The 17,783-nt window shown below is 62.7% G+C and carries 17 protein-coding genes and 1 tRNA gene; 5 read left to right on the top strand and 13 right to left on the bottom strand.

Annotated features, from left to right (window positions below; genetic code table 11):
- Positions 1 to 63 precede the first annotated feature (63 nt).
- From radC to FAA86_RS11145, 4 genes are all read left to right on the top strand, one after another.
- Positions 64 to 930, top strand: a complete 867-nt coding sequence (gene radC, locus FAA86_RS11160) for a RadC family protein (protein WP_113461661.1) — start codon at positions 64 to 66, stop codon at positions 928 to 930.
- A gap of 145 nt (positions 931 to 1,075) precedes the next feature.
- On the top strand, positions 1,076 to 2,500 hold the full coding sequence (sthA, locus tag FAA86_RS11155; protein ID WP_136540589.1) for a Si-specific NAD(P)(+) transhydrogenase: 1,425 nt from the start codon (positions 1,076 to 1,078) through the stop codon (positions 2,498 to 2,500).
- A 92-nt stretch (positions 2,501 to 2,592) separates the two neighbouring features.
- Positions 2,593 to 3,792, top strand: coding sequence for an MFS transporter (locus FAA86_RS11150; RefSeq protein WP_136540587.1), 1,200 nt, complete (start codon positions 2,593 to 2,595; stop codon positions 3,790 to 3,792).
- A gap of 144 nt (positions 3,793 to 3,936) precedes the next feature.
- Positions 3,937 to 4,956: an LLM class flavin-dependent oxidoreductase gene (locus FAA86_RS11145; RefSeq protein WP_136540585.1), complete on the top strand. Its 1,020-nt coding sequence runs from the start codon at positions 3,937 to 3,939 to the stop codon at positions 4,954 to 4,956.
- A gap of 3 nt (positions 4,957 to 4,959) precedes the next feature.
- Here FAA86_RS11145 and FAA86_RS11140 read toward each other — a convergent pair whose 3' ends face one another.
- From FAA86_RS11140 to FAA86_RS11120, 5 genes are all read right to left on the bottom strand, one after another.
- A complete protein-coding gene (locus FAA86_RS11140) occupies positions 4,960 to 5,709 on the bottom strand; it encodes an MBL fold metallo-hydrolase (RefSeq protein ID WP_136540583.1) in 750 nt (249 codons plus the stop codon).
- A gap of 77 nt (positions 5,710 to 5,786) precedes the next feature.
- Complete coding sequence (gene tig / locus FAA86_RS11135) at positions 5,787 to 7,265, bottom strand: trigger factor (protein ID WP_136540581.1); 1,479 nt, start codon at positions 7,263 to 7,265, stop codon at positions 5,787 to 5,789.
- Positions 7,266 to 7,449: 184 nt separating this feature from the next.
- Positions 7,450 to 7,534 (bottom strand) — tRNA-Leu (locus FAA86_RS11130).
- A gap of 149 nt (positions 7,535 to 7,683) precedes the next feature.
- Positions 7,684 to 8,259, bottom strand: a complete 576-nt coding sequence (locus tag FAA86_RS11125; RefSeq protein ID WP_136540579.1) for a GDYXXLXY domain-containing protein — start codon at positions 8,257 to 8,259, stop codon at positions 7,684 to 7,686.
- A complete protein-coding gene (locus FAA86_RS11120) occupies positions 8,256 to 9,365 on the bottom strand; it encodes a DUF2157 domain-containing protein (protein WP_136540578.1) in 1,110 nt (369 codons plus the stop codon). The genes FAA86_RS11125 and FAA86_RS11120 overlap by 4 nt, the downstream gene beginning before the upstream one ends.
- Positions 9,366 to 9,939: 574 nt before the next feature.
- On the opposite strand from FAA86_RS11120, the gene FAA86_RS11115 reads away from it, so the two are divergent.
- Entirely contained in the window at positions 9,940 to 10,086 is a 147-nt protein-coding gene (locus FAA86_RS11115) for a DUF1127 domain-containing protein (protein ID WP_006728511.1), read from the top strand.
- A gap of 86 nt (positions 10,087 to 10,172) precedes the next feature.
- On the opposite strand, the gene FAA86_RS11110 is transcribed toward FAA86_RS11115, so the two are convergent.
- The 8 genes from FAA86_RS11110 to FAA86_RS24825 form a co-directional block, all read right to left on the bottom strand.
- Positions 10,173 to 11,138: a nucleoside hydrolase gene (locus FAA86_RS11110; protein ID WP_136540576.1), complete on the bottom strand. Its 966-nt coding sequence runs from the start codon at positions 11,136 to 11,138 to the stop codon at positions 10,173 to 10,175.
- A 63-nt stretch (positions 11,139 to 11,201) separates the two neighbouring features.
- Entirely contained in the window at positions 11,202 to 11,657 is a 456-nt protein-coding gene (locus tag FAA86_RS11105) for a GFA family protein (protein ID WP_136540574.1), read from the bottom strand.
- Positions 11,658 to 11,707: 50 nt separating this feature from the next.
- Positions 11,708 to 12,064: a hypothetical protein gene (locus FAA86_RS11100; RefSeq protein ID WP_136540572.1), complete on the bottom strand. Its 357-nt coding sequence runs from the start codon at positions 12,062 to 12,064 to the stop codon at positions 11,708 to 11,710.
- A gap of 91 nt (positions 12,065 to 12,155) precedes the next feature.
- Positions 12,156 to 12,932 carry a precorrin-4 C(11)-methyltransferase gene (cobM, locus tag FAA86_RS11095; protein ID WP_136540571.1) on the bottom strand — a complete coding sequence of 259 codons (777 nt, stop codon included), beginning with the start codon at positions 12,930 to 12,932 and terminating at the stop codon, positions 12,156 to 12,158.
- Positions 12,929 to 14,935, bottom strand: coding sequence for a precorrin-3B C(17)-methyltransferase (gene cobJ, locus FAA86_RS11090; protein ID WP_136540569.1), 2,007 nt, complete (start codon positions 14,933 to 14,935; stop codon positions 12,929 to 12,931). Before cobJ ends, cobM begins: the two co-directional genes overlap by 4 nt.
- Positions 14,935 to 15,672, bottom strand: a complete 738-nt coding sequence (gene cobI, locus FAA86_RS11085; protein WP_136540567.1) for a precorrin-2 C(20)-methyltransferase — start codon at positions 15,670 to 15,672, stop codon at positions 14,935 to 14,937. Before cobI ends, cobJ begins: the two co-directional genes overlap by 1 nt.
- 157 nt (positions 15,673 to 15,829) lie before the next feature.
- The gene (cbiE, locus tag FAA86_RS11080) at positions 15,830 to 17,071 is read right to left on the bottom strand and encodes a precorrin-6y C5,15-methyltransferase (decarboxylating) subunit CbiE (protein WP_136540565.1); all 1,242 of its coding nucleotides are present in this window, start codon (positions 17,069 to 17,071) and stop codon (positions 15,830 to 15,832) included.
- Entirely contained in the window at positions 17,064 to 17,741 is a 678-nt protein-coding gene (locus tag FAA86_RS24825) for a precorrin-8X methylmutase (protein ID WP_246035059.1), read from the bottom strand. The genes cbiE and FAA86_RS24825 overlap by 8 nt, the downstream gene beginning before the upstream one ends.
- Positions 17,742 to 17,783: the final 42 nt, after the last annotated feature.

The following is a 17,783-nucleotide window of genomic DNA, read 5'->3' as shown; positions in this document are numbered from 1 at the left end:
GTCGTGTCACTATATCCGTGCGGCGGTTCTGCCGTTCGACCATGAGGGTCAGGATTGGGTGGCATGACGAGCAAGTTTCCGTTCTCAGGTGAGTTCCCGCGCCCTGAAGGCGTCGCCCCGCAACAGTCCACCGATCTCTTCGGTGCCGGCCGGCTTCCGCCAGACGACGAAATCGACGAACGCAGCTTCTTTGCCGAGCAACCGGCGCGAGACGGAGCTCTGGCGAAGGCGCGGTCCACGCGGCCGGTCATGCAGCCGGAGGCGCATTATCTCGGGCATCGGGAGCGCCTGCGAAGCCGCTTTCGAGACGGTGGGGATGTGGCGCTTGCCGATTACGAGATCCTCGAACTGCTGCTCTTTCGCCTGATCCCGCGGCGGGACACCAAGCCCATCGCCAAGGCGCTGCTCGCCCGCTTCCAGACACTCGCCGGCGTGCTGGGCGCGCCGCCGGCGCTGTTGCAGGAGGTGAAAGGCGTCGGCGAAACCGTGGCCCTGGACCTCAAGCTGATCGCCAATGTCGCCCAGCGCATGCTGAAGAGCGAGCTTCGGGAGAAACAGGTGCTGTCCTCCTGGTCCTCGGTCATCGACTACTGCCATGCCGCCATGGCTTACGAGACGACGGAACAGTTCCGTATCCTCTTTCTGGACAAACGCAATGTGCTGATTGCCGACGAAATCCAGGGACGGGGTACGGTCGACCATACCCCCGTCTATCCGCGCGAAGTGGTCAAGCGTGCCCTGGAGCTCTCTGCCACCGCATTGATCCTGGTCCACAATCATCCCAGTGGTGACCCGACACCGTCACGCGCCGACATCGACATGACCCGGACGATTGTGGAGACGGCAAAGCCGCTCGGCATCACCGTCCACGACCACATCATCATCGGCAAGGACGGCCACGCCAGCCTCAAGGGTTTGCGACTGATCTGATCCGAAAGGCTTGCCATCCCCAGATCGGGGGGATCGGGATCGCGCGGCCCGGGAGCCACGATAACGAAACGGTGACGTTGCCCTGTCATAGTGCTTATTGATAATGTGCGCTGCAGCATTCCGGCAGCCGAATCAGAGGCACCTCATGAACCAGTATGACTTCGTCGTGATTGGCAGCGGACCGGCCGGGCGCCGGGCGGCGATCCAGGCTGCCAAGCTGGAAAAGAAGGTTCTCGTCATCGAGAAAGGGACACGCGTCGGCGGCGTCTCGGTGCATACGGGCACGATCCCCTCCAAGACGTTGCGCGAGACCGCGCTCAACCTCACCGGCTGGCGTGAGCGCGGCTTCTACGGTCGCAGCTACCGCGTGAAGCAGGAAATCAGCGCCGACGACCTGCGCCGGCGTCTGCTGATCACGCTCGACCACGAAGTCGAGGTTCTCGAACACCAGTTTTCGCGCAACCGCGTGCATCAGATGCGCGGCACCGCCCATTTCATCGACGCCCATACGCTGGAAGTGGTGAAGGAAGACGGCGAAGTGGTGCATGTGCAGGCCGGCTCGGTCCTGCTTGCCGTCGGCACCCGGCCATTCAAGCCGTCGCATATCCCCTTCGACGGTGTCAGCATCATCGACAGTGACGAGATCCTGGAGATCAAGGAACTGCCGCGTTCGATGATCGTCATCGGCGCCGGCGTCATCGGCATCGAATATGCAACGATCTTCTCTGCCCTCGATACCGTCGTCACCGTGGTCGAGCCACGCGACACGATGCTCGATTTCATCGACAAGGAGATCGTCGAGGACTTCACCTACCAGCTGCGCGACCGCAACATGAAGCTGATCTTCGGCCAGACGGTCGAAGGCGTCGAAAAGGTCGATGGCAAATGCCGGGTAACGCTGAAGAACGGACGCGTCCTGACAGCCGAGATGGTGCTCTTCGCAGCCGGTCGCGTCGGGGCAACCGATACGCTCAACCTCTCAGCCGCCGGGCTCGAAGCCGATAATCGCGGCCGCCTGAAGGTGAACCCGGACACGTTCCAGACTTCCGTTCCGAACATCTATGCCGCCGGCGATGTCGTGGGCTTCCCCTCACTCGCCTCCACCTCGATGGAGCAGGGCCGCATCGCCGCCCGCCATGCCGTCGGGGCACCGGCGCATGATCCGCCGCAATACTTCCCCTATGGCATCTATGCCGTTCCGGAGATCTCGACCTGCGGCCTTACGGAAGAAGAGGTCATTCAGCGCGGGATCCCTTACGAGACCGGGATCGCGCATTTCCGCGAAACGTCGCGCGGCCACATCATGGGCCTCGACAGCGGCATGCTGAAAATGATCTTCTCGCTGAAGACCCGCCGCCTGCTCGGCGTCCATATCGTCGGCGAAGGCGCGACCGAACTCGTGCATATCGGCCAGGCCGTGCTCAATCTTAAAGGCACGGTTGAATATTTCGTCGAGAATACCTTCAATTACCCGACGCTCGCCGAAGCCTACAAGATCGCCGGGCTTGATGCCTGGAACCGCATGGGCGAGCTGAAGGCGGAGAAGATCGAGCGGCGGGCGGCGGAGTAGGGCAACCGGACGAAAGGTCAGATCTCGCAGGAGACGCGACGGCTGGCGCCTGCTAAGCATGCGCCTCTTCTCGTCACTCCCCCGAGTCGCCAATGTCCTCCTCGCTCCGCCAAATTGCGGCACGTCCGCAATTGGTCGTCCTATCCATCATGATCTTCGTCCAGGGTTGCGCCTATGGCTCCACCCTGCCCTATCTGGGCGTCACCGCCATTGGCGCGCTCGGCATGAGCGACCAGGCCTTTTCGGCACTGACCGTCGTTGCTTCTGTCATGACGGTGGCGATCAGCGTGTCGCTCGGGATCCTGTCAGACGGGATGGGCGACAAGCGCCGGATGATTGCCATACTGGCGCTCGCCGGCACCTTCGGTTACGGCGCAATCTTCCTCTTTCCGTCGATCCCGGTTTTCGTCGTCGCCACCACCCTCATCATTCCCTTCGCCCAGGCCGTGCATTCGCTGCTTTTTGCCTCCGCAAGAATTGAGACAGCCACGCTTTCGCCCCGCGACACCGCCGCCGTCAACACGACCGTGCGCTCGTTCATGTCCGCGTCCTGGGTCGTGATGCCGGCGGTGCTCGGGATCGTTCTGGCCCGCTCGCCCAACATGCTCGGCGCCTGGGGCGCGGCTGCCGGCTGCACCCTCATCGTATCCGTCAGCGCGCTTCTTCTCCTCGCAGCACCAAAGCCGTCTCGTGAGAAGACAGCCAATGGCGGCACGGCGTTCTTTGCGGCACTTCGGGAACTGGTGCGGGCTGACATGCTGGTGCGCATGATCGCAATGGCGGCGGTGACGGGAACCACCCGGCTTGCGACGATGATCTGGCCGCTCATTCTCACCCTCGAACTCGGCGGCTCGACGCGCGATGTCGGCTTCATCGCAGCGCTCATCGCATTCATCGAAATCCCGTTCATGCTGCTCGCGGCATCGCTGTTGAAGACGGTCAACCTGCTGACGCTGATCGTCGGGGCCTCGCTCCTCTACGGCCTGCATATGGTGGGCTATGCCTTCGCGACAGAACCCTGGCACTTCTACATGCTCGCGCTCCCCGGCGCGGCGGCGGCGGCCGCACTTCTGTCGCTGCCGATCACCTATTTCCAGGACCTTTTTCCGACCAAGCCGGGGCTCGGCACCGCCTTTATGCCCATCAACTCTTTCCTGGGAAATGCCGTCAGTGCCGGAACTTTTGCGGCCGGCTCCCACTATTTCGGTTACCAGGGCACCGCCTGGCTGGGACTGGCGCTCGCCGTGATGGGGGTCAGCGGACTGCTCCTCGTGGAGCGACGGCAGTCGTGAAATCCACACTCGGCCTACGGATAAGAGGGTGTTTTTAATGGCCCGTCTTCCCGCTTGAAACAGTCTGTCACCACCAGCTCTCTTTGGTGAAGGCCATTCTCGATGCCATCTAGGGGACAACACCCGTCACAAAGGCATGACATCATGAAGAAAATCGGTTTCCTCTCCTTCGGCCATTGGTCGCCCTCGCCTCAGTCCGGCACGCGCTCGGCGCAGGATACCCTCCTGCAGTCGATCGACCTTGCCGTCGCGGCCGAAGAGCTCGGGGCGGATGGCGCCTATTTCCGCGTTCACCATTTCGCACGCCAACTCGCCTCTCCCTTCCCGCTGCTGGCCGCCGTTGGCGCACGCACATCCAAGATCGAGATTGGCACCGGCGTTATCGACATGCGCTACGAAAACCCTCTCTACATGGCAGAGGACGCCGGGTCTGCCGACCTGATCTCGCGCGGACGCCTGCAACTTGGGATCTCGCGCGGATCGCCAGAGCAGGTGATCGAAGGCTGGCGCTACTTCGGCTACCAGCCTGAAGAAGGCCAGACCGATGCCGATATGGGGCGCCGCCATGCCGAAGTCTTTCTCGACGTTTTGAAGGGCGAAGGCTTCGCGCAGCCAAATCCACGCCCCATGTTCCCCAACCCGCCAGGACTTCTGCGCATCGAGCCGCATTCGGAAGGCCTGCGCGATCGAATCTGGTGGGGTGCCGGGTCCAATGCGACCGCCGTCTGGGCAGCAAAGCTCGGCATGAACCTGCAGAGTTCGACACTGAAGGACGACGAGACCGGCGAGCCCTTCCACATCCAGCAGGCGAAACAGATCCGTGCATATCGCGACGCCTGGACGCAAGCCGGCCATAGCCGCACACCGCGGGTGTCGGTCAGCCGCTCCATCTTCGCCATCGTCAACGACATGGACCGCGCCTATTTCGGCCGCAGCAAGGATCAGGATTCGATCGGCTATATCGACGAAAACACCCGCGCCATCTTCGGGCGTTCCTATGCCGCGGAACCGGATCAACTCATCGAGGAGTTAAGGCGTGATGAAGCCATTGCGGAGGCCGATACGCTCCTCCTCACGGTGCCGAACCAGCTCGGCGTCGAGTACAACGGCCATGTGATCGAGTCTATCCTGACCCATGTCGCGCCGGCTCTCGGCTGGCGTTGACCCTCAGAACGTCAGGATCTCCCCGTCATCCGGTATGACGAGACGGTCGGCGCCAGTTGCGCCGACCGAGATGAGGCGACGGAGATCCTTCCGCGAGACGGTCGCATGGTCGACGGCATCGAGATGCGTGACGATGACTTGCGCGAAGGGCGCAAGGTCGAGCGTGAGCGCAATCATCTCCACATCCATCACCAGTGGCCCCTTGCCGTTCCACAGGGCGCCGCAGCCGTGCACCAGCACGATATCCGGCCGCTCCTGCGTCAGCACCGCCTCCACTTCCGGACACAAAATGGTGTCGCCCGCCCAGTAAAGCCTTGGCTCTCCGGTGGCTTCAATGAGGAACCCCGAGACCTCCCCCATGTCGTCGAGCACCTCGGGCGGTCCATGACGGCCGTCGGTGGTGCGGATGCGGACTTGGCCCATCGCGATCCCGTCGCCGATGGTACGGACGTCCTGGAAGCCCATGGTGAGAATGGCGGCTAAATCGCGCGCATGACAAAGGATGGGTACGTCCCTTCCGATCAAGGCCTGTGCCGCCTCATCAAAGTGGTCGGAATGCAGGTGGGAGACGAGCACCGCGTCAATGCCGCGCAGAATGTCCTCGATCGGCATCGGCAGGTCCACGAGCGGTGACGGCCCCCTTCCGGAATAGTTCATCCCCTCACCTTTGCCGGCAAGCCAGGGATCGATCAGAAGCCGGAGGCCGGCCAAGTCGACGATCAGGGTGGCATTGCGAATGAGCGTGATCTGCATGCGTTCTGCCTTCCGTGCCGAAAACGAAAAAGCCGCCCCAAGGGACGGCTTTCTCTCAACTCATCATCGAACGAAGATTACTCGGCGTCGCCTTCGGCGGCCTTCTTCTTCGGAGCGGCCTTCTTCTTCGGAGCGGCTTCTTCGCCTTCAGCAGCGTCGTCAGCCTTGGCCGCAGCCTTCTTCTTCGGAGCAGCCTTCTTGGACGGCTTGTCGCCTTCTTCGGCGTCGTCGGCCAGCAGCTCTTCCTTCGTCACCTTCTTGTCGGTGACGGAGACTTCAGCGAGCAGCTTGTCGATGACCTTTTCTTCGAAGATCGGCGCGCGCAGCGAAGCGGCCGCGCCGGGCGTGTTGCGGAAGAAGTCGAGGATCTGCTTTTCCTGGCCCGGGAACTGCTGCAGCTGGGCAAAGAGCGAACGCTGCATTTCTTCTTCGGTCACTTCGATGCCGGCCTTTTCGCCGATTTCGGAGAGAACGAGGCCGAGGCGAACGCGACGCTCTGCAAGCGCGCGGTATTCTTCGCGGGCGGCTTCTTCCGTCGTGTCTTCGTCAGCGAAGGTCTTGCCGGACTGAGCGAGATCGGTGTTGATCTGGCGCCAGATGTTTTCGAACTCGGCGTCGACGAGCTTCGAGGGCGACTCGAACTTGTAGAGCGCGTCGAGCTGGTCGAGGATCTGACGCTTGACCTTCTGGCGGGTGACGTTGCCGTACTGGCTCTCGATCTGGCCACGCACGATTTCCTTCAGCTTCTCAACCGATTCGACGCCGAGCTTGGTGGCCAGTTCGTCGTTGATTTCGGTCTTGGCCGGGCTTGCGACTTCCTTGACGGTGATGTCGAAGGTGGCTTCCTTGCCAGCGAGGTTGGCTGCCGGATAGTCGGCCGGGAAGGTTACGGTGATGACCTTTTCATCGCCAGCCTTGACGCCGACGAGCTGGTCTTCAAAGCCCGGGATGAAGCGGTTCGAGCCGATAACGAGCTCCGCGTCTTCGTCCTTGCCGCCGTCGAAAGCTTCGCCGTCGACCTTGCCGAGGTAGTCCATGGTGACGCGGTCGCCTTCAGCAGCCTTGCCCTTCTTGGTCTCGAAGGTGCGGGCGCTTTCGGCGATCTTCTCGATCTGCTCGTTGATTTCCTCATCCGAGACATCGACCACTTCGCGGGTGACCTTGATGCCGTCAACCGACTTCAGTTCGATCGCCGGGATGATTTCGTAGGAGAGCGTGAACTCCAGATCTGCCTGAGCCGACAGGATCTTTTCCGCTTCCTTCTCGTCTTCGGTCATGACGATTTCCGGCTGGGTCGCCGACTTTTCGCCGCGCTCCGACAGGATCGCCGACGGCTTGTCACGAATGATCTCGTTGACCAGCTCAGCCATGATCGACTTGCCGTACATCTTCTTGACATGTGCAACCGGCACCTTGCCCGGGCGGAAGCCGTTGATGCGGACCTTGTCCTTCACTTCGGCCAGACGCTCGTTCATGCGCTGTTCCATGTCCTTGGCCGGAACGACGACCTTGATTTCGCGCTTCAGCCCTTCAGCGAGCGTTTCTGTAACCTGCATGTTCTTACCTTCATGTCGTGGCGGCCGTGCTCGGACAGCCGGTGTTTTCCCTGAGCACGACGCCGGAATTGATTTTTCCGGACGTGGCTGCGTCGCAATCGTCAACAATCTGCCAAGCAAAACGGCGCCGGACTGACGGGAGCCACACCTCGGTGCTTCTCTCATCGATCCCGCGCGGCTTAGTTGGTGCGGGTAGAGAGACTTGAACTCCCACGCCTTGCGGCACCAGAACCTAAATCTGGCGTGTCTACCAATTTCACCATACCCGCGTCCAAAAGCGCATGCCGCATTCGCGCATGGCCCCTCCGGAGCGCGCGTCTCTATAACACCCGTTTTCCCGCACGCAAAGGAAAAATGACAGGATTGCAGGGCCCGCCGAGCAGGCTTCACAGGCTTTGCAGAGGGCGAATGGCAGTCGTCAGTAGAGCGGCTCTTCGTAAAGCGGCTCGCCATCCAGCATCAATGCGCGAATCTGTGCCTGGCCATCGTCGGAGACACGTGCTGCGACAGAGACCCGGCCCTCGTTTCGGCCGTCTTCGATCGGCCTGCCCTCGCCTTCCGGTACGTAGAAGCGCTCTATGCCGTAGGAAACCGTGAGGTTTCCGGCGTTCTGCCACTCCCAATCGTAGATCGTCACGGGTTGCGAGAGCAGGACCACGCTGCCGTCATCGACGGGAAGCGGGTCGAAGGATGCCTCAGACACGGTCCAGAAGCCATCGGCTCCCGGCTTGAGACGGACATGCAATCGCGCGGCATCGCCGGTTTCGGGTTTCTGCCCGATGATCGAGGTCGTCGAGATGGTCGAGACATCATAGGTCAGGATCACATAGTCGCCGCGCAGCAGATCGCGCGGATCGACAGGTGCCGTCTTCAAGAGGACTTCCGTTCCGGACCGCAATATGCCCGCCCGCCCCTCAATCATGTAGCCGAGGATGGCGGTCTGCAGCAGAGCCATGGCGAGCGCGACGGCGGCAAAGGGTCTTGCGGCGATCATGACTTCACCTCAGGTACGGGACGGGAAAAACGTTTCTCCAGGCGGATGACGACGAAGGCCAGAACGGCGACCACAAGGCCGGACAGGAGGAAGAAGGCCGAGGTGCCGAGAATGCTGTCGATCGTCTCGTACGAGAGGTAGAGGATCTCCGCCGCGAAGGCGCCGTAAGCGAGAAACCGGACGGCACCATTGTCCCGCCCTTCCAGAGCAATGGCTGCGATCGAAAGCCCGAGGATGAGAATGCCGAGAACCGCGATCGACGCCGCATCCATGGCGCTTCCCTGAACATAGGCGAAACCGCTCAGAGCCATGACCAGGAAGTAGAAGCTCGCAGAGGCACCCAGCCGGCGGTGCAGGGCGGCAAGCGGCGAACCCGGGGCTGCGAGTGCCAGGAAGGCCACGGTCGCGACAATGGCCACAGTGAGCGCGTGAAGCTCTCCACCTTCGAGGATCACCATCCACCAGACCCAGACCAGGAGCAGGATATAGCCGAAATGTTTTGCTCGATCCGCACCTGTCCACCGCGCCAATCCGAAAATGGCGGCCGCTCCGACGGGCGGCCACCAGGCCCAGAGCCCATGGCTGCCGACATCCCAGCCGAAGCTTTCGAAGCTGCCCGCAAAGGTCGCGAGCGCCAGTGCGCCGGCAGTGACGGTCAGCGCCCCTGACCGGAAAAGGGCTGCAGACACAATGGTGACGGAGAACCACAGGAACATGGCCGAGAAGGTATCGCCTGAGAGGTGATAAAGCTGGCCGATCAGTGCAATGGCGCCACCGAAGGCGGCCGCGCCGAGGACGAGGGAGGCGGCCGCCATGCGGTCCGCACCCTGCGCCCTCGCCACAAGAGCTGCAATATGGAAGATCCAGATCAGCCCGATGATACCTGCCACCTTTGTCAGGCGGGGGATCAGTTCCCAATTGGCCGCGATCAGCATCAGCAGGGACGCCGCAATCAGGACCGCCGCAAACATCGACAGGATGGAGCCGATGCTGAAGCTTGGACCGCGGCGATCCACATCCTCGAGCAATCTGCCCGCAGTGGCGCCATCGATCAGCCCTCGCTTGACCCAGTCGTCGAGGTCGCGCTTCAACCTGCCTCTATACATGCACATTCCCCCTTGCCGTGGTGGCAATCTGCAGCGGCACAGACGGAAAGACAAGGCGGCCGGAACCGTCGCACGGCGAGCCTTGCATCTCCATGCAAGATCCGCATGCCTTCCATGCTCTTTTTGCACTGCACAAAGTCGTAAGTCTCGCTTATATTCATCATCAACAGAGCGACGGAACTTCTGGCGCTTCTTCTTCGACCCGCTTACTCCTCCTCCCAAAGCGGGATCGATTGGCCGACGACACTCCTCCTCCCAGTCGTTGGCCTGTAAAAATGACGCTCACCGGACCTCCTCCCCCGGTGAGCGTTATTTTTTTGTCCTCACTCTCCTCACCCACCATCTCGAATGATTGTTAGGTCGAATCGCGCCTGTTTGGCAGTCGCTGTCCTGAGGCAGGCAAACGCTCAAAAAAGCGTCAATTAACAAAGCGTTAAATCGATTGGTATGCGTCCGGCGCATAGGTGCTTTACCGCTTTATGTCTTCAATGATTTCGCATCGCAGCATATATTCGGATCAACAAATTCGAAGGGGCCCACGGATGGGTCCAAACCACCAAAGAGGTAGACCCAAATGAACATCGCTCGCTCGCTCAACAATTGGCGCAAGTACCGTCAGACGATCACCGAACTCGGCCGCATGTCGGACCGCGAACTCCGTGACCTCGGCATCGGCCGCGAAGACATCCGTCGCGTTGCCCGTCACGCCGTCAACGGCTGATCCTTTCCGGCACCGTCCGGACTACGAATAAAAAACCCCGGATCTCCTCTGAGATCCGGGGTTTTTCTTTGCCTGCAGAAGGGCGATCAGTCTTCTCGGACCGAGACGATGACGTCGTGGATCAGCTTCAGCACGGCCGTTGCATCGATCTCCGTGCAGATCTTCTGGCTCGGCAGATCGCCATCCCAATCGGAGGGGCCGAAGCCGCGACCGTCGGGCTTCTGGATGGTCTGGCCGTCGGCGATACCGCCGCAGACCACGCGGATGACGCCGCTGCGGGTCTTGAAGAGTTCCGGCGCCACGATGTATACGCAGGCGCAGCTGTCATGCACGACCATGCCGTCGTCGACCAGGCCTTCGTAGAAATCGATGTAGAACTGCGAGAGATCGAAAAGCAGACGCGCGCGGCTGGTGCCTGCGGCATCGCGGATATCGGCGAGCTGAGACCGCGTCATCACCGTCTGCATGGTGACATCGAGACCGACCACGACGACCGGCCATTTCGCCGTCATCACCACGTCCGCGGCTTCCGGATCGCCATGAATGTTGGCTTCGGCCGCCGGCGTCACGTTACCGTTGACGTCGAAGGCGCCGCCCATGATGACGATCTCCTTGACGAGATCGACAATCTCCGGGTCTTCCTTCAGCGCGTTGGCGAGGTTGGTCATGCGGCCGACGGCAACAATCGTCACCTCGCCCGGATTGGCGCGGATGGTCTCGACGAGGAAGCGATGGGCCGGACGCGGATCGGGCTCAACATCCGTCACCTCGGGCACGCCGATATTCCCGAGGCCATCATCGCCATGGATGAATTTCGGCGGCTCATGGCTGACGCGATGCGGGATGAATGTCTCGCCGGCGCCGCGTGCCACGGGCGCGTCGATCTTCCATTCCCGCTTCAGGAACAGCGCGTTGCGCGTCGTGATATCGATCTCGGCATTGCCGAAGACGGTGGTGATGCCGAGAAGGTCGATGTCGGGATGATGGTGCAGGAAGAGCAGCGCCATTGCGTCATCGACGCCCGGATCCGTATCGAAAATGACTTTATGCATGAGGTTGACGTCCTGTCTGAGGAAGCGGGTTCCATATCGCAATCCTCGGGAACAAGGAAGCAGTCACGGCGCGGTTTCGGCGAATTCGGCGATCAGCTTCGGGAAGTCTTCCATCGCAGGGAATTTCTCGAAACTGTGCATTGCCGGCAGCGAGACCCAGGGCAGCTTCTCCGACACGCAGGTCTCGATGAAGGGCGGCAGATCGGCGGCGCCGTCCAGCATGGTTGCACGGATGTTGATGAGCGGCCCGAGCATCTCGGCGCGCGTGAAGATCCAGCTGAGGCAATGCGGGCAAAAGTGATGGCGCAATTCGCCATGCATGCCGCCGATCACCGGCTCGAGGCCAGCAATCTCGACGGTCTGATCTGGAAAAAGGGCGCTCAGCGAGAAGGCGCTGGCGGTCATGCGCTGACATCCCTTGCAATGGCAGACCATGGTCATCAGCGGCCGGCCCTTCACCTTCATCGTGACCTGGCCGCACCGGCAGCCACCCTGCATCACAGTGTCTGTTGCCGTCATCGATCAACACGCTCCCTTGCTGTCTGTTCTCAAGCACAACCCTGGCACCGTCAGCAGACGGCGATCCAGCGACGAGTGAAACCATAGCCGGCGGTCAGGATCACGCTCATGCCGGCGACAAGCAGGACGATGCGATCGATCTCGGTCGAGTAGGCAAGCGTGCCAAAGGCATAGATGACGAGGCCGAGAAACAGATAACCGACACCCATTCGCCACCATGCCGGCCGAACGCCATTCATCCACCCGAGAATTAGACGGCAGAGAGGCAGGGCCGGGAGCCCCCACAGCAAAATGTTGAAGGTCCATTGCCAGGGGCTGCCGCTGTCGATCACGTTGTAGCCGAGATAACCCCTGACATCCCGCAGCGGCCCCTGCGAGAAGTATGTCGAGAGATAAACGAACGACATCACGCCTGTGACGATGCAACCGGCCAGAAGGGCGAGGAGGAAGACCGCGTAACGGTAAGCAGCCGACCTGACCTGTTGCCCAGACCGCGCGTCAGCTACGGGCCTTCTTCTTGCCCACGTTGCGCAGGACGTGGCTGAAATCGGAATTGTAGAGGTCGCTGTCTCGGAACTCGACATGGCCGAAGACCTTGCCGACCATGATCAGGGCGGTGCGGGTGATCTTCGCCTTGCGCACCTCTTCCGCCATGTCCTTCAGAGTCGTGCGAATGAAGAGCTCGTCCGGCCAGGTGGAGCGATAGGCAATCACCACAGGGCAATCCTCGCCATAATAGGGCGTCAGGGTATCGCGGATATGAGTGAGATTGCGGATCGACAGGTGGATCGCAAGCGTCGCCCGCGACTTGCCGAGGATTTCCAGCGTCTCGAATTCCGGCATCGAGGATGCCTTCATCTCGGTGCGCGTGACGATGACCGTCTGGGCAATCTCGGGAAGCGTCAGCTCGGTCTTCAGCCGGGCAGCCGTCGCGGCAAAGGCCGGCACGCCGGGTACGACGTCATAGGGGATGCCGAGCGCATCGAGCCGGCGCATCTGTTCGGCGATCGCGCCGTAGATCGACGGGTCGCCGGAATGGACGCGGGCGACGTCCTCGCCCCGCGCATGCGCCGCCTCGATCTCGGCGATGATCTCGTCGAGATGCATGGGAGCGGTATCCTTGACGAGGGCATCTTCAGGAGCCGCCCTGACGATTTCCTCCGGCACCAGCGAGCCGGCATAGAGGCAGACCGGGCAGCGCTCGATGAGGCGCAGGCCGCGCACGGTGATGAGGTCGGGGGCTCCCGGGCCGGCGCCGATGAAATAGACGGTCATGCTTCACTTCCCTTCATGCCACTGTCTGCCTTCCCCGAATAACCACGAGGCGTGTAAACCCAAGTCTTGCCGTCGCCAGTCGTCACAGTCCGGCTCTCGGACGAGCCGACCACCACGACGGTCAGCATGTCGACATCGTCGACGTTCAACTCGCCCAGAGGCACGGTACGGACGTTTTCGCCCTCGCGGCCAAGATTGGTGGCGAGGATCACCGGGGTCGAGGCCGGGCGATATTTCAGCAATTCGTCGCGGGCGTAAGCCAGCTGCGTGCGGCGCTTCATCGAGACGGGATTGTAGAAGGCGATGACGAAATCGCCCTCGCCTGCTGCCTTCACCCGGCGCTGGATGTGTTCCCAGGGGGTCAAGAGGTCCGAGAGGGAGATTGTGCAGAAGTCGTGGCCGAGCGGCGCACCGATGCGGGCCGCGGCGGCCTGGAGTGCGGAGATGCCCGGTGAAACCTGCACTTCGATGCGGCTTGCGGCAACGGTGATACCGCCCTTGTCGAAAAGTTCGAACACCAGCGTTGCCATGGCATAGATGCCGGCATCGCCAGAGCAGACCAGCGCCACCGTCTTCCCCTGCCCGGCCAATTCCATGGCATGCACGACGCGCGCCTCTTCCTTGCCGAGGTCGAAGTCATGGCGGGTCTTGCCGTCGGCAAGCGGCCCAAGCAAGTCGAGATAGAGCGAGTAGCCGACGAGATCGGTGGAGGCGGCGACCATGCGCGAGACCTCGGGCGAGCGCCAGCCATCCGAGCCAGGGCCGATGCCGACGACGAAAAGCGTGCCGCGGGCACGGCCAATGGTATCAGGCTCAACAATGTCGGCCGCCCTTGCGATCGCGGCTGTTGCGCCCTTGGACTTGATCTTTTCGACAACGAGTTCGCCCGACGCGCCGACAGCCGCAAGCGCTGCGCCTTCGGCCACCCCATGGCAGCCGACTTCGGCGAAGACCACCTCGGACGGGTTCTTCAGACGCGGCGCTTCCGCTTCGAGCGTGGCTGCGGTGAAGAAGCGGGCCGGCACGCCGAAATGGGCGGCCACCGCATGGATCGCCGTCTCATCGGCCTTGAGGTCGATCGAGCAGACGGCTGCCAGGCTTTCTCTCGCGAAACCACCCTTGGCGAGCGCTTCCTCGGCGAGTGCGATGGCTTCCTCCGGCTTTGCGTGCCGCTCGCAGCCCATGCCGAGCACTAGCGTCTTCGGGTGATAGACGAGTTCCAGCTCGCCTGCGGTCTTCTGTTTTTCGGTCACGGAGAGCGTCACGCGGGCCTCTTGTTGGAATGGAAGTCTTGATTGGGTGAGCCAGGCGGCGGTTGGCGGAGCGGCACCCCCCTCTGTCACTTCGTGACATCTCCCCCACAAGGGGGGAGAGTGGGCCCCCGTTTCGCCGCCGGCCTCACCGCTGACGTCGGCCGCGTTTTGCTCTCCCCCCTTGTGGGGGAGATGGCCGGCAGGCCAGAGGGGGGTTACCGCGACGCTATCAACGACGAGCCGCACACCCGCCCCCGCGACGAGCTCTGCCATGACGGCCTTGGCATTCTGCGGATTGGCAAGCACATAACCATCAGGCGGCTGATCGAGTGCCACGCCAAACTTGAGATCGCCGGCCGTGGTAATCGCGGCATGGGCACCGAGGGCGAAGGCGATCTGCCGCGCGAGATCATTGGCGCCGTGGTGTCCCCCAAGTAGCGGCACGACGGAGGAGCCATCCTCGGCGACGGCGAGCACCGGGGGTTCGGCGTGTTTATCTGCCAGCAGCGGCGCGAGCAGCCGGATCAGAGCGCCTGAGGCCATCACGGCCACGATCGGCCGACCGGCAGAAAACAGCGCCTGGACATGGTCCTTGGCAGAGGAAAACCGGATATCAGCACCCGTCACGCGCGAGGCGGGGCCGTGCAGCTCACCACCGATGTCTCCCGCAATGCGGCGGCCAAGGGAAGCGGCTGCCTCACTGAGGATGACGACGGCCGGTTTCACCGGAGATGCCACGATACCCGTCATCAGGCCCCGCTTCCCAGCGTCTTGGCGAGAGCCGGATGCCAGCGCTCGTCACCCTTGTAGATCAGGATCATCGAGAAATAGGGCGCGGTGTCCTCCGCCACCTCGGCAAGCGGCGTGAGCTTCTGTTCGGCAAGGCTGACCCGCTCCGCATAACCGGCCTGCGCGGTCAGCCCGAGGCTTTCGATCAGTGCGCGGATCCGGGAAAAATGCCGGCCGAGCTTGATGATAGCAACGGCGCCGGAGGCCTCGATCCGTGCGGCGAGTTCGTCATCCGAGAGAGGTCCCGGCAGTACCGTCAGCACGTCGTTGCGGGCCGCAAGCGGACGACCGAGGCCAGCAGCGGCCGCCATCATCGAGGAGACGCCCGGCACGACTTCGGTCGGATACCGGTCGGCAAGACGCTCGAAGAGATACATGAAGGAGCCGTAGAAGAAGGGGTCGCCCTCACAGAGTACGGCAACATCGGAGCCGGCATCGAGATGATGCGACAGCGTCTCGGCAGCCTTTGTGTAGATGTCCTGGGCCGGAAAGCGTTCGACCCGCATCGGCACGATGATCGGCACCTCCAGCTGCGCGGCGGTCAGATAGGGAGCGGCGATCTGGCGGGCAAAACTCGGGCCGGTATCGGGCGCCGGATAGGCCACGACCGTGCAGCTCGTCAGGATGCGATGGGCCTTCAACGTCAGCAGTTCCGGATCGCCGGGGCCGAGACCGAGGCCATAGAGTTTACCGGTCATGTGGACTGCTCCTGAATTGCCAATTGCCCCTCATCCGCCCTTCGGGCACCTTCTCCCCGCAGGCGGGGAGAAGGCCGGTGCGGCCAGCGTTTTGCCTCCTTCTCCCCGTTCACGGGGAGAAGGTCCCGGCAGGGGGATGAGGGGCCAAGTCGCAATGTCATCCGCCCTCCCCCTTCACGACCGTCCACATCGTTACCGGCATCAGCGACTTCCAGCCGCAATAGCGGCCGACCGGGGCGGCGCGCGCCACCTGAATGCGGGAGAGATCACCACCGTGGCGGCTGCGAAGCTCGACAAGCTTGGCCTCGCCTTCGATCGTCACGGCGTTCGCGACCAGCCGCCCGCCGGGCGGAAGCGCTGCCCAGCAGGCCTCGAACAGTCCCTCGCCGCTGATCCCGCCGCCGATGAAGATCACATCCGGGGTCTTCAGACCGCCAAGCACCGCCGGAGCCTCGCCTTCGACAATGTCGAGATCGGGCACGCCGAGGATTTCGGCATTCTCACGGATCATTGCCAGCCGTTCGGGCTTGGCCTCGATCGCGATCGCCTTGGTGCCCATGCCTGAGCGCATCCATTCGATCGCAATCGAGCCGCAGCCGGCGCCGACATCCCAGAGACGGGCATTCGGAAACGGCGCGAGCTGGGCGAGCGTTGCCGCACGGATCTCGCGTTTGGTGAGCTGCCCGTCATGGCGGAAGGCCTCGTCGGGCAGACCGGGCACCGGCGCCAAGAGCGGCCCGTCCCAGGCGCAATCGATGGCGAGCGTGTTGAAATCCGAGATATGAGGGCAGGTCTCGGCCATTTCCAGCGCCGTCATGCGCAGGATCCGCTCCTGTGCGCCGCCCATATGTTCGAGCACATGCAGAACGGAGGCGCCAAAGCCGCGCTCGGCGAGCAGCACGGCAGCGGCCTGCACGGTCGATGCATCCGATGTCAGGGCCAGGATACGGGCGCGCGGCATCACATGCCGATTGAGAAAGGCGAGCGGGCGGCCATGCAGTGAGATCTGCGTCACCGATTGCAGCGGCCAGCCAAGCCGGGAAGCGGCGAGCGAAAAAGCCGACGGGCTCGGCAGCACGAACATTTCTTCTGCTGCGACATAGCGTCGAAGCGTCGCGCCGATGCCGAAATGCATGGGGTCACCGGTCGCGAGCACCGTGACCGGCGTGCCGCGCAGTTTCAGGATTTCAGAAAGCGTCTCGCGGAAGCCCGCCCCCCAGGTCAGAATGCGTTTCAGATCCGGCAGGCTCGATCCGTCGATGACCGCATCCAGCCGCTCGCCGATGACGAGCGTTTCCGCCTGCCAGACGATCGCCTGGGCCTCTGGCGTCAGGCTTTCAAGCCCATTGTCGCCAATGCCGATGATGGTGAGCCAGGGCGTGTGGGTTGCATCAGACATTGGTGCCGAGCCCTCCCGCCAAGGCATTGACGGCGGCAGAGGCCATGGCCGAGCCGCCCCGGCGACCGCGGACCGCGATATAGGGAATGCCCCTGGAATTCGCGATCAATTCGTCCTTGCTTTCGGCGGCCCCCACGAAGCCGACGGGGAAACCGAGGATGATCGCCGGCTTCGGCGCGCCGGCGTCGATGCGTTCCAGCAGGCGGAAGAGCGCCGTCGGCGCATTGCCGATGGCGACCACAGCGCCGGCGAGGTGTTCATCCCAGAGGTCCACCTGGGCGGCGGAGCGGGTATTGCCGATTTCGTCCGCCTTCGGGCGCACGCGCTCGTCGTTGAGCAGGCAGAGGATCTCGTTATCGACCGGGAGCAGGCGGCGGATCACGCCGTGACGGACCATCTCAACATCGACGAGGACTGGCGCCCCCTTTTCCAGGGCTGCGGCGCCGGCTTCGAAGGCGCCATCGGACCAGCTGACATCATCGGCGAGATCGACCATGCCGCAGGCATGAATGAGACGGATGACCAGTGGCTGGAGGACCGGCGGGAAACGGTCGAGGGACGCTTCCTCGCGGATGGTGGCGAAGGACTGCCGATAGATTTCGGCGGGGTCGCGGATGTAGTCGAGAGGTAATGGAGGCTCACCTGCCGTAGCGGGATCTACCTTACCCAAGGGCAACTCCTCGTGCCCGATGCCGAGCACCCAGCCCTCCTC

The sequence above is a fragment of the Rhizobium rosettiformans W3 genome, assembly GCF_004912135.1.
Classification (GTDB): Bacteria; Pseudomonadota; Alphaproteobacteria; order Rhizobiales; family Rhizobiaceae; genus Allorhizobium; species Allorhizobium rosettiformans.
The sequence above is the reverse complement of the archived record's forward strand: the minus strand, read 5'-3'. Positions and strand labels throughout refer to the sequence as shown.

Excerpts from the sequence above, each read along its gene's own strand:
- FAA86_RS11145 (WP_136540585.1), top strand. The coding sequence starts at position 3,937 with ATGAAGAAAATCGGTTTCCTCTCCTTCGGCCATTGGTCGCCCTCGCCT.
- FAA86_RS11120 (WP_136540578.1), bottom strand. The coding sequence starts at position 9,365 with ATGTATAGAGGCAGGTTGAAGCGCGACCTCGACGACTGGGTCAAGCGA.
- tig (WP_136540581.1), bottom strand. The coding sequence starts at position 7,265 with ATGCAGGTTACAGAAACGCTCGCTGAAGGGCTGAAGCGCGAAATCAAG.
- cobM (WP_136540571.1), bottom strand. The coding sequence starts at position 12,932 with ATGACCGTCTATTTCATCGGCGCCGGCCCGGGAGCCCCCGACCTCATC.
- FAA86_RS11105 (WP_136540574.1), bottom strand. The coding sequence starts at position 11,657 with ATGACGGCAACAGACACTGTGATGCAGGGTGGCTGCCGGTGCGGCCAG.
- FAA86_RS11100 (WP_136540572.1), bottom strand. The coding sequence starts at position 12,064 with ATGTCGTTCGTTTATCTCTCGACATACTTCTCGCAGGGGCCGCTGCGG.
- FAA86_RS11150 (WP_136540587.1), top strand. The coding sequence starts at position 2,593 with ATGTCCTCCTCGCTCCGCCAAATTGCGGCACGTCCGCAATTGGTCGTC.
- radC (WP_113461661.1), top strand. The coding sequence starts at position 64 with ATGACGAGCAAGTTTCCGTTCTCAGGTGAGTTCCCGCGCCCTGAAGGC.
- FAA86_RS11140 (WP_136540583.1), bottom strand. The coding sequence starts at position 5,709 with ATGCAGATCACGCTCATTCGCAATGCCACCCTGATCGTCGACTTGGCC.
- cbiE (WP_136540565.1), bottom strand. The coding sequence starts at position 17,071 with ATGTCTGATGCAACCCACACGCCCTGGCTCACCATCATCGGCATTGGC.
- cobI (WP_136540567.1), bottom strand. The coding sequence starts at position 15,672 with ATGACCGGTAAACTCTATGGCCTCGGTCTCGGCCCCGGCGATCCGGAA.
- cobJ (WP_136540569.1), bottom strand. The coding sequence starts at position 14,935 with ATGACGGGTATCGTGGCATCTCCGGTGAAACCGGCCGTCGTCATCCTC.
- FAA86_RS11110 (WP_136540576.1), bottom strand. The coding sequence starts at position 11,138 with ATGCATAAAGTCATTTTCGATACGGATCCGGGCGTCGATGACGCAATG.
- FAA86_RS11125 (WP_136540579.1), bottom strand. The coding sequence starts at position 8,259 with ATGATCGCCGCAAGACCCTTTGCCGCCGTCGCGCTCGCCATGGCTCTG.
- FAA86_RS11115 (WP_006728511.1), top strand. The coding sequence starts at position 9,940 with ATGAACATCGCTCGCTCGCTCAACAATTGGCGCAAGTACCGTCAGACG.
- sthA (WP_136540589.1), top strand. The coding sequence starts at position 1,076 with ATGAACCAGTATGACTTCGTCGTGATTGGCAGCGGACCGGCCGGGCGC.